The organism is Frankia sp. AgPm24 (genome assembly GCF_023243055.1).
Lineage (GTDB): Bacteria > Actinomycetota > Actinomycetes > Frankiales > Frankiaceae > Frankia > Frankia umida.
Map to the genome: position 1 here is coordinate 44,440 of NZ_JALKFW010000199.1, position 10,904 is coordinate 55,343.

The 10,904-nt window shown below is 73.2% G+C and carries 9 protein-coding genes; 5 read left to right on the plus strand and 4 right to left on the minus strand.

Going from position 1 to position 10,904, the window contains the following annotated elements; genetic code table 11:
- Positions 1-34 precede the first annotated feature (34 nt).
- Positions 35-1,135: a 4-(cytidine 5'-diphospho)-2-C-methyl-D-erythritol kinase gene (locus MXD61_RS16820; RefSeq protein ID WP_248814420.1), complete on the minus strand. Its 1,101-nt coding sequence runs from the start codon at positions 1,133-1,135 to the stop codon at positions 35-37.
- A 295-nt stretch (positions 1,136-1,430) separates the two neighbouring features.
- Between MXD61_RS16820 and MXD61_RS16825 the strand changes: the two genes are divergently transcribed.
- The 3 genes from MXD61_RS16825 to pth all read left to right on the plus strand — a co-directional run bounded on the left by MXD61_RS16825 (position 1,431) and on the right by pth (position 4,006).
- A complete protein-coding gene (locus MXD61_RS16825; RefSeq protein WP_248814333.1) occupies positions 1,431-2,132 on the plus strand; it encodes a hypothetical protein in 702 nt (233 codons plus the stop codon).
- Positions 2,133-2,654: 522 nt separating this feature from the next.
- Entirely contained in the window at positions 2,655-3,275 is a 621-nt protein-coding gene (locus MXD61_RS16830; RefSeq protein WP_163547448.1) for a 50S ribosomal protein L25/general stress protein Ctc, read from the plus strand.
- Positions 3,276-3,412: 137 nt separating this feature from the next.
- Positions 3,413-4,006 carry an aminoacyl-tRNA hydrolase gene (pth, locus tag MXD61_RS16835; RefSeq protein WP_163547447.1) on the plus strand — a complete coding sequence of 198 codons (594 nt, stop codon included), beginning with the start codon at positions 3,413-3,415 and terminating at the stop codon, positions 4,004-4,006.
- On the opposite strand, the gene MXD61_RS16840 is transcribed toward pth, so the two are convergent.
- Positions 4,003-5,217: a glycosyltransferase gene (locus MXD61_RS16840; protein ID WP_248814334.1), complete on the minus strand. Its 1,215-nt coding sequence runs from the start codon at positions 5,215-5,217 to the stop codon at positions 4,003-4,005. The genes pth and MXD61_RS16840 overlap by 4 nt on opposite strands.
- 111 nt (positions 5,218-5,328) lie before the next feature.
- Here MXD61_RS16840 and MXD61_RS16845 point away from each other — a divergent pair, with 111 nt between their 5' ends.
- Positions 5,329-6,603 (plus strand): glycosyltransferase family 2 protein, encoded by a 1,275-nt coding sequence (locus MXD61_RS16845; protein WP_248814336.1) that lies wholly within the window; start codon positions 5,329-5,331, stop codon positions 6,601-6,603.
- Positions 6,604-6,659: 56 nt separating this feature from the next.
- The gene (locus MXD61_RS16850; protein ID WP_163547445.1) at positions 6,660-7,571 is read left to right on the plus strand and encodes a glycosyltransferase family 2 protein; all 912 of its coding nucleotides are present in this window, start codon (positions 6,660-6,662) and stop codon (positions 7,569-7,571) included.
- Positions 7,572-7,728: 157 nt separating this feature from the next.
- Here MXD61_RS16850 and tyrS read toward each other — a convergent pair whose 3' ends face one another.
- Together tyrS and MXD61_RS16860 are read right to left on the minus strand one after the other, a co-directional pair.
- Positions 7,729-9,018: a tyrosine--tRNA ligase gene (gene tyrS, locus MXD61_RS16855; protein WP_248814337.1), complete on the minus strand. Its 1,290-nt coding sequence runs from the start codon at positions 9,016-9,018 to the stop codon at positions 7,729-7,731.
- A gap of 9 nt (positions 9,019-9,027) precedes the next feature.
- Positions 9,028-10,620 (minus strand): S8 family serine peptidase, encoded by a 1,593-nt coding sequence (locus MXD61_RS16860; RefSeq protein WP_248814338.1) that lies wholly within the window; start codon positions 10,618-10,620, stop codon positions 9,028-9,030.
- Between the last annotated feature and the right edge of the window lie 284 nt (positions 10,621-10,904).

Below are 10,904 nucleotides of genomic sequence, written 5' to 3' on the forward strand. Positions count from 1 at the left end.
GAGTGGACGTTCGTCGAGCTCAGCCGCCAGACACTCATGGTCCGTCGCCCGTGGGACCCGCCGGACCGGTGCCCGCACCGGCGACGACCCGGGCACCGGCGGCCGGGCCCGCGGCGCGACGGACCGCACGGGCCACGCCCATCCCGGCCAGGCTCGCGGCCAACTCGATGCTCTCGGTGGCGCCCGCCGCGAGGAAGGCGCAGGTCGGACCGGAGCCGCTCACGATCGCGCCGACCGCGCCAAGCTCGGTGCCGGTCGACAGGACCCGCCGCAGCGCCGGACGCAGTCGCAGCGCCGCCGGCTGCAGATCGTTGACGAGCGCCGCGCCGAGCTGGCGCGGATCCCCGGTGCGCAGCGCCGCCAGCACGTCGTCCGCCGGAGTCGGCCCGCTGCGCAGTCTGCCCTCGGACAACCGGTCGAACTCGGCGTACACCGCGGGCGTGGACAGCCCGCCGTCGGCCAGCGCGAAGACCCAGTAGTACTCGCCGGTGGCCAGCACATCGGTGAGCTGCTCACCTCGTCCGGTTCCCAGGGCCGTGCCGCCGGCCAGCGGAAACGGGACGTCGCTGCCGAGGCGAGCGGCCAGCTCCGCGAGGGTGGCCCGGTCTAGACCGGTCTGCCACAGCGCGTCGCAGGCGACGAGGGCGGCTGCGGCGTCCGCGCTGCCGCCGGCCATCCCGGCGGCGACCGGAATCCCCTTGGTCAGGGCGAGGTGGAGCCGCGCGGAGGTGATCCCGGCGGCCTCGGCCACGAGGTGCGCGGCCCGCACGGCGATGTTGTCCAGCCCGGTCGGGACGATCGACACGTCCGGCGTGGACGTGGCCGGCCCGTTCCCGGCGGCACCCTCGCCGGTCACCCCCACGGTGATCTCGAGGCCGGTGGACGTGTCAGAACCCGGCTGGTCGACGGCCGTGGCGGTGCTGGCGGTCGTCGACGTGCCCGGGGCGGTCGCTGGCACGGTGGCCGTCAGGTCGTCGAACAGGGAGACGGCCTGAAGGACGGTGATCACGTCGTGATACCCGTCCGGACGCAGCGGTCCGACACCGAGATGCAGGTTGACCTTGGCTGGAGCCCGGACGGTGACGGTGGAACCGGCGTGCGCGCCGTGGCGCGGCGCCGGGTGGGATCGAGTCAGCGGAGGCTCCTTCACTCGGACTCGTCGGCTCGGCCTCGAGGGCGCGGGCTCACGCTCACTGGCGGCTCACGGTGCGGCGTGGCCCGCGATCCAACCTATCCGCCGGCTCCGCGGCGCATCGCGCTCCACCCACGGCGTACGTCCGCCGGCCACGGGGTACGTCCACAGTCGGGCTGGTGCAGCGGCGGATACGAACGAGTCGCTGGCGTGGGTGCCCCCGAACGGAAGGCTCCCTCCCCGCTGCGCGCGCGCCGCGGTCCACCGTCTCACCAGGCGCGGCGGGGGAGGAATGATCATGACCATCACCACCAGAACATCCCGGCCCGACACCACGAGTGCCGGCTCCAGCAGCACCACCTCCACCAGCACCACCTCCCGCTCCGGCGCAGCCGCGGCCGGTGGGGTCGGGCGTGCGTCGCGGCCGCCGGCGGATCGCATCGAGGGAGTCGAGGCGGCACGCCGCCGGGCCCAGCTGCGCGCCTTCGTCCGCGCCACCCATCACGACCCCGACCTCAGCCCACGGACGCGGGTCGAGCAGTTGCGTGCGCTGCATGCGGACATGACCGGAGCCCCCGAGCCCAAGACCGAGCCCGAGGCCACGGCGGCGAGGTCCCGCGCGACCGCGTCGCGGACCTCGGCGCAGCCGTCGACAGGTGCCGGTGCCGCGTCGGCCACGGCTCGGCGCTCGCGGTCGGCGTCGCACCGCGGTCGCCGTCCCGCGGCTCGTCGGATCGCCGGTGGCCGACGCGTGCGGGACCGGGCCGCGGCGAACGCGCGCAGGGAGCTCGAAGCCGCGGACGACCGGACTTCGGGAGACCCCGCGGCCGGCGAGTGGACGGCCGCGGACCGGATGACCGGCGAGTGGGAGCCCGGCGAATGGGCGGCCAGCGAGTGGGCGGCCGGCGAATGGGCGGCGGGGAAACGGTCCCGGTGGTCGGTGTACCGGCGCCGGTGGTCGGCGCGTCGCCACCTGCGCGGGGATCACCGTCAGTGGTGAGGCCGGCCCGAGGGTGGCAGGGATGATCGGCCGGCCAGGCATGAGCCAGCCGGCGGATCGGCCCGGACAGCCCGGTCGGCCCGGTCGGGACGGGGCGCCTGACCCCGTCCGCGCCGGGCGGGTGGAAGGCCGCGGGCGGGCCGCTCGGGTGCACCGTCAGGCTGCGTACGGGGCACTGACGTGCCGGTCGGGCGCACCGGGTCCCGGCCGCGCCGAGCGCGGGGCCAGGCGGCTCGTAGGCCGTCTGACCTGCGCGTAATCCGCCGCACGGTCGCCTCTGACCTGCGAAGGTGCCCGGGCTCGCGGTCCGGGGCGGGCGGACCGCGAGCAGCACGGCGTATCCGGGGTGGGTCGGTGGGGTGCGGGGCGCCATCGTGGGGGCGGTCTCCGGCGGCGCGGAACTTGACAACTCCGGGCGGTGGCCCCTGCGCGCGTGGAGTCCGGTACTGTGAAGGACCGCGCCGCGGTGGCTCGTCCGCCCTCCGGCGAAGAATCCCACGTCTGGAAGGACTGTGCGTCGCCATGTCCGAGGTCCGCATCGCCGCGGAGCCGCGCACCGAGTTCGGTAAAGGCGGTGCACGTCGCACCCGCCGCGCCGGCAAGGTACCGGCCGTTCTCTACGGGCACGGCAAGCCGCCGCGCCACATCGCGCTTCCCGCGCACGACCTGCTTCACGCGTTCAAGACCGACGCCGGTACCAACGTCCTGCTCACCCTTGAGCTCGGCGACGGTATCGAGCTCGCGCTCGCCAAGGACGTCCAACGCCACCCGATCAAGGGCAGCTTCGAGCACATCGACCTGGTGCTGGTCAACCGGGGCGAGAAGATCGTCGCTGAGATCCCGGTCCAGGTCATCGGGGATGCACACCCCGACACCCTGATCGACCAGCAGGTCATGACGATCGCGGTCAAGGCTGACGCGGCCCGTCTGCCCGGCCCGATCGAAATCGACATCACCGGTCTCGAGCCCGGCACCAGCGTGCTGGCCCGTCAGCTCGCGCTGCCCGCGGGCTCGGTGCTCGACGCCGATCCGGATCTCGTTGTCGTGCAGTGCCTGGCCAAGCGGACCACCGCTCAGGTCGAGGCAGCGCTCGGCGAGACCCCGGCGGCCGAGGAAGCCGGCGCGGCGACCGCGTCCGCGTAACCACGCGGGCGGGATCCCTCCGTCGACACCCGGCGCCACCGCACCACCCGCACCTGAACCACCCGCACCTGAACCACCCGCACACGCACTACTGGACCTGCGATGCCACCCGATGACGACATGCGGATGGACGGGCCATGACGAACATCCCCACCGACGACGGGCCCTGGCTCGTCGTCGGACTGGGCAACCCCGGCCCGGACTACGCCGGAAACCGACACAACGCCGGTTTCATGGTCGTCGATCTGCTGGCGCAGCGGGCCGGGGCGCGGCTGAAGTCGCACCGCTCGCGGGCGGATGTGGCCGAGGTTCGCCTCGCCGGCGCCCGGGCGGTTCTCGCCCGGCCGCTGTCGTTCATGAACCTCTCCGGTGGCCCCGTCACCGCCGTTCGGGGCTTCTACAAGATCGAGCCGGCTCGGATCATCGTCGTGCATGACGAACTGGACATCCCCTTCGGGACGGTTCGCCTGAAGCAGGGCGGCGGAGACAACGGTCACAACGGCCTGCGCTCGATCACCTCGTCGCTGGGCACCCGCGACTACCTGCGCGTTCGGGTCGGCGTCGGACGGCCCCCGGGTCGGATGGACGCCGCCGCCTTCGTCCTGCGCGACTTCGGCACCGCGGAGCGCCGCGACCTGCCGCTGCTGCTCGAGCATGCCGCCGACTCGGTGGAAATGCTGATCACCCACGGCCTCGAGCCCACCCAGAACCGTTACCACGCCCTGCTCTAGACGGCGGGGTTCAGATGCTCCTCGATCGTGCGGATCAGCGTGCCGTGGTCGAGTTCCCGTAGGACATAGGCACGCCCGGCCGCGCCGATCTCGGCGGCCCGCGCCGGCCGCGCCAGCAGGTCGCTGACGGCGGCGGCGAACGCGGCCGGCTCCTCGGCCACCAGCAGGTCGGTGCCTGGTGTCCAGCCCAGCCCGCGGCTGCCGGTCGGGGTGCTGACCACCGGAGTTCCCGTCGCCATCGCCTCGATGGCCTTGATGTTGACGCCGGAACCGGACCGCATCGGGTTCACCGACAGGGTCGCCGCCGTCAGGTAACCGACGACGCTGGGGACGTCGGTGTGCAGTTCGACGCCGTCGAAGCCGGCGAGCCAGGCGGCCAGGCCGTCCTCCGGTCGCCGTCCGACGACCTGGAACGTCGCTTCGGGATGGCGTACCCGCACCGACGGCCAGCATCCGCCGAGGAACCAGCGCAACGCCTCGATGTTGGTCGGGGTGTCCAGCGAGCCGACGAACACCAGCCGCTGCCCGTCGCGGGGCGCGGCGCTCGCCGGACCGGTGGCCGCATCCGCGTCGACGCCGGCCCGCAGGGCGCCGACCGGCAGGAACGGCGGCAGGTGGAAGGTCGGCACACTCGCCCGGGCCCGCCGCCACTGGTGATCTTCCAGGGAGATGTCCGCGATGCAGGTGACCAGCGGCGAATGGTGCAGGGAAAGCTCGGCCAGGCGCAGCTTGTGGTACTCGACCTCGTAGGCGAGGGCGCGCGGCCCCGAACCGCTGCGGGCCAGCACCCGGAAGAACTCCGAGTCGACGTTGTGCGCCCGGACCAGATGGGGAAGCTTCCAGATCCGGGCGATCTCCTCACCCAGATGCGACGATCGGCAGCTGTAGCTGATCACGGCGTCGGCGCGGGGTGGGGTCGCCTCCAACGCCCGGCGCAGCGGGCCCACCGGCCGGGAGGCGTGCATGAACGGTTTCGGCGTCAGGTGGGCGCGCGGACTGTCGTCCCGGCGCAGCCGGGTGACCGCGGAACCGGGAATCGCCTCCTCGTACGCCGCGATGTCGATGTCGTCGCGCGCGGGGACGAGGACCTGCATCCGGATACCGGCGGCGGCGGCCGCGGTCAGGAAACTCAGGGTCTCCACCCGACCGCCGGCATCGGCCGGGAGAAACGGTTCCTCGACCACGACGATCCAACGTGTGGAGTCACTCACCCGACCCACTGTAACGGGCGTGCGGACGGTGGCCCCTGCGGGAGGTAGCGCGCCGGGTGGCATGAGGAGCCCATGGCCGGATGTCCACGGTGCAACGCTACGGTTGACGACATGACAGGTGTCCGGACCATCAGTCGAGGTGCCGCCGTCGCGGCACTCGGAGCCGTCACCGTGTACGGTCACGTTCTGTACCCGGTGTATATCGGGCTACGTAGTCGGGGCCTGGAGACACCGGTGCCAGCGGACCCCGATCCCCTTGGCTGGCCGGGCCTGAGTGTCGTCGTTTCCGCCTATCGGGAAGCCGCGGTCATCGGCACGAAGCTCGACGAGCTCGCGGGTACCGACTACCCCGGGACCATGGAGATCATCGTCGTCGCCGACGATGCCGAGACGGCCGAGGCGTCGCGCCGTCCAGGCGTGCGGGTGCTCTCCTCCGGTGAGCGGCTCGGCAAGGCCCGCGCGGTCAACCGTGGGGTCGCCGCGGCCTCCCACGAGGTCGTCGTGCTGACCGACGCGAACGCCGTGCTCGCTCCCGGAGCGCTGCGCGCCGCCGCCCGCCACTTCACCGACGACACGGTCGGGGCGGTCGCCGGCGAGAAGCGGGTCGACGACCCCGACGGCGCCCAGGGCTTCTACTGGAAGTTCGAGTCGTGGCTCAAGCGCTGCGAGTCCGCGACCGGGGCCACGATCGGCGTCGTCGGCGAGATGCTCGCGTTTCGCCGCCAGGCCTTCCGCCCGCTGCCCGCGGACACCGCCGTCGACGACGCCTGGCTCGCCCTGGACGTCCTCGAAGGTGGCCTGCGCGTCGTCTACGAGCCCGAGGCGTACTCCCTCGAGCCCGCCGCGCCGGACTACAACGGCGAGTGGGAACGTCGGACCAGGATCGTCGCCGGCAACCTGGACATGCTCTGGCGGCGCCGCGCCGCGCTGGTTCCCGGCGCGCTGCCGGTCACCCCGCAGCTGTGGGGGCACCGGCTGGTCCGTTCGTCGTTCGGGCCCGTCGCCCAGGTCGTGCTGATCGGGATCGCCGTCCCCGCCGCCCGCCACAGCTGGGCCGCCCGGGTGTTCCTGGCCGGCAACGCCGTCGGCGCCGCGAGTACCGCCGCACTGCTCACCGGTCGCACCCCACCGGGCCCGACCAGGCTCGTCGCGCAGGTCTTCTTCCTGCAGGCCGTCGCCCTCGGTGGCGTACGCCGCTTCCTGGCCCGTGACCGTCCCGCCGTGTGGCCCAAGCCCGAGCGGGTCGCGCCCACCGCGACCGCGACCGCGTCCGGTGCGGTGCCGGCCGGGGCGTCCGCGCCGGCCGGCCTGCCGCCCGCGTCCGGATCGTCCCCGGTGACGCCGCCGGGTTCGACGTCGGACGCGTTGAGCCCCACCCGTCCGTGAGCAGCAGCCGGAACATCAGCTAGTTCCGCACATCAGGTAGTGAGGAGCGTGTCGCCGTGGCCGTCGAGCGACCGAAGCGGTCCACCTGGCAGTACGAACTCGTGCTGGTCAGCTACCACAGCCGCGAGCAGCTCGAGGGTCTGTTCGCGACGCTGCCGACCGACATGCCGGTGGTGGTGGTCGACAACGCCGCCGGTGCCGACGGGGTCGAGCAGCTGATCGCCGACCGGCCGAACAGCCGCTATCTCGACTCCGGCGGCGGCAAGGGCTTTTCCAAGGCCGCGAACATGGGCATCCGGTCGTCCCGGTACGAGTTCGTCGTGCTCGGCAACCCGGACAGCCGCCCCACCGTCGACGTCATCGACGTCCTCGTCGACGATCTGCTCGCCGACCCGGAGCTGGTGACCAGCGCGGCGACGATGAAGGGGCACGACGGGAAGCCCGAACTCGGCAACGGCGGCTGGGAGCCGACGCCACGACGGGTGCTGCTGCACGTCCTGGGCGCGCACAAGGTGGCCCCGACGTCGGCGCTGTTCGCCCGCCCGACGCCGGGCCGGCCGATGAACCCCGAATGGCTGACCGGGGCCTGCATGGCCGTGCGTCGCACGATGTTCCTCGAGCTCGGCGCCTTCGACGAGACGTTCTACGTCTACAACGAGGACATGGCGCTGGGCCGGGCCATCCGGGAGGCGGGCCTGCGCCAGAAGCTGCGCACCGACCTGCTGGTGCCGCACGGCGCCGGCGGCAGCGGCGCCGGCAAGACCTGGATGCTGCAGATGCGGGGCGCCTCGATGGTCCGCTACCTGCGCAAGCACAACGCCCCGGGACGGGTGAACGTGATGCGCTCGATGCTGGTCGCCGGCTACGCGGGCCGAACCGTGCTGTCCCGGGCCCGCGGTCAGAAGGCCACCGCCGACGAGCACGCCGCGTACATCAAGGGCCTGCTCGTCGGCCCGCCCGCACCCTGACCGACTGAACCCGGCCGCGCCCCGCCGCGCACCTGGGGCCGGCCGGCTGACCGGCCCACCGTCGCGTGCGGCGGGGACCCTCGGATGGCCCGTCCGGGGCCGTCCGTCCTGGGGAGCCATGGGATGCCCTGGGGGTGCGGGGCGGCGGGGGTGCGGCTCAGGCGAACCTGGCCACCCGCCATTCGCGGCGGCCGCGGCGGATCAGGATCACCGAGCCGTGCAGAAGGTCCTTCTCGGTGACGGTGCTGTCCGCGGCCATCCTGTCTCCGTTGACCAGCACCGCGCCGTTGCCGAGATGCTCGCGGGCGTCGCGGCGACTACTGGCCAGGCCGGTGGCGATCAGCAGGTCGACCACCGACCAGCCGCCGTCCGCGGACAGCCGGTCCAGCGGTTCGCTGACCGTGGGGACATCGGCGAACACGTCCGAGATCAGGTCCGCCCCGATCGCCTTCACGTCTCCGCTGAACAGCGCCGCGGAGGCCGCCTCGGCAGCCTCCAGCGCACCCGGACCGTGCAGCAGCGTGGTGAGCTCGCGGGCGAGATGGCGTTGCAGCGCCCGCTTGCCCGGTGCCTCGGCGTGCTCGGCGAACAGCCGCTCCAGCGGCTCCCGTTCGGTGAGGGAGAAGAACAGCGCGAACGTGTGCGCATCGACGTCGGAGAGGTTCAGCAGGAACTGGTAGAAGGTGTACGGCGACGTGCGGTCGGCGGTCAGCCAGACGGCGCCCCTCTCCGACTTGCCGAACTTCGTACCGTCCGCGCGTAGCAGCAACGGGCAGGTCAGGCCATGCACCTGGGTGCGCAGCACCCGGCGGACATAGTCGATCCCCGCGACGATGTTGCCCCACTGGTCGGACGCGCCCAGCTGCAGCGTCACGCCGTGGTCCTCGCACAGCCGCCGGTAGTCGTAGGCCTGCAGCAGCGAGTAGCTGAACTCGGTGTAGGTCAGGCCGACCTCGGGATCGTTCAGACGGCGGCGCACCGAGTCCCGCCGGACCATCTCCGTGACCGGGAAGTGCTTGCCGACGTCCCGCAGGAACTCGATCATGCCGAGTCGGCCCAGCCAGTCGCCGTTGTCGACGAAGCTGGGCTGCTGGTCCGCGCCGAGCGCCCGGCCGAAGATCGTCTCCATGATCTCCCGGTGTCGGGCGACGTTGCCAGCCACGTCCTCGGCGGACAGCAGAGCGCGTTCCACCGACTTGCCGGACGGGTCGCCGATCAGCCCGGTGCCGCCGCCGAACAGCGCCACCGCGCCGACCCCGGCCCGTGCGGCCCGGATCAACAGCGTGATCGGGAGCAGATTGCCGATGGTCAGCGAGGGTGCCGTGGGGTCGAAACCGATGTAGCAGCGCCGCCCACCGCCCGCCAGGTGGTCCCGAAGCTCGGCGGGATCGGTGCTGTCGTGGATGAGTCCACGCCAGGACAGCTCGTCCAGGAGCGCGTTTGTCATAGGGCCATGTTAGAAGTGACGCGGCTGTGCCCCCGGAGACGCGGGCACCCAGCTGGTGTCGGCGGGGGGCGCCTGCACCGGATACGGCTCCGGATACGGCGCCGGTCGGTATGGCGTGGGTCGGTATGGCGCCGGTCGGTATGGCGTGGGTCGGTATGGCGTCGGTCCGTACGGTTCGGTGAGCGGGACGGGTGGCTGGTCGGTCCGGGGCCGCCGGCGCGTCTGGTGTGTCTGGTGTGCCTGGTGTGCGAGGTGCGCGCCGAGGCCGAGCACGCCGCCGAGCCAGCCGGCGAAGGCCATCCCGAGGGTCCAGACGAGCAGGGATGGGATGGCGTCGAGCCCGCCGCCGCTGGTCGCCGCGGTGGGGCCGGCCGTGCCCGGGTTGGTGCCGGCCGGGTCGAGGGCGGGCGGATCGGCGGTGGCCGGCTGGCTCCCGGGCCGGGCGGGGGAGGCGTCCGCCGCGGGGGGCTCGCTCGGGACACCCCAGCGGGTCGGTGGGGCCAGCAGCGCACTGGTGCGTACGGGTGGGACGGCGGCGGTCAGCGCGGCCAGCGGGTCGATGATCCCGAACCCGAACTCGATGTCGCGTCCGGGTGGGCCGGCGTCACGTGCGGTGCGGATCAGCCGTTCGATCACGTTCGCCGCGGTCAGCTCCGGGAAGGCGGACCGCAGCAGGGCCAGGACGCCCGACACGATCGCCGCCGAGTTGGACGTGCCGGAGCCGGTGTCCAGGCCGTCCGCGGAGATGGAGGTCGGTACGGGGGCGCGGATGCCCGGGGCCGGCGCGGCCACGACAGCCTGCGGGCCGTGCGCGGAGCCGTCCCAGAAGCCGCCGCGCGCGGTGGACCCGGTGACGGCGACCACGCCGGGGATGCTCGCCGGCGAGTTGATGATCGCCGCGTCGCCCGGCGGATCGTCAGGTTCGACGTTGCCGGCCGAGGCGACCACGATCACGTCGTGGGCCAGGGCGTAGCGCACGGCCTCCCGCTCGTCGGAGGTCGGATCGTCCGCGGAGCCCAGGGACAGGTTGATGATGGTGGCACCGAGATCGACCGCCAGGTGCACGGCGATGGCGACCTCCGCCGAGTCCGCCTCGGCACCTGTCGAGATCGGCAGGACGCGGGCGGCCGGTGCGACGCCCCGCACCTGAGCCGGACCGCCGTCGACCCGGCCGACGACGAGGCCCGCCATCGCGGTGCCGTGACCGTCCGGGTCGTCGTCGCGCCAACCGTCCACCGCGGCGTCGGGGCCGACGCCCGCGCCGCGGACCAGTTGCCCGCGCAGCTTCGGGCTGGTCGCGTCGACCCCACCGTCGATGACGGCCACGAGGATCCCGGCGCCCTGGCTGATCCGCTGCACCCGGTCGAGATCCAGCGCGGACTGGTACCACTGCGGGCCGCCGGCTGGGCTGCCGGCTGAGCCGCTGGCCGGGCGGTGCGGCGTTGTGGTGGGGGTGGGGGTGGCCGCCTGGGCCGCCGGCGCCGCCGCCCAGGTCAGCGATCCCCAGAGCAGCGCCGTGAGCAGGATGCTGGCGAGCAGCGGGCCCTGGCGCTTCCCAGCTGTGCCCGAGGGCGAGCGGGGAAGCCGGGTGACCTGCTGCATGCGGACCTGCCTGCGGACGGGGCCACGCGGTGGTCCGGCGGCGACGGCCGGCGGTCCGGGCTGATGCGCACTGCCGCCGTCCCGTCAGCTTGACACAGCGTTCGAGCGCTTCCGGCCGAATGTCTGGGAACGGATAGAGCCGCGCGTACTCGCCTGGTCCGCGGGCGCGGTGCAAACCAACTCTAACGTGAGGGTAGAGTCCGAGTGGCTGCCCGCGACCGCGGGCGGTGAGCACGATCGGTGGACCCGACAGCGGGTCGGCCGGATCCGGAGAGGGGCCGACG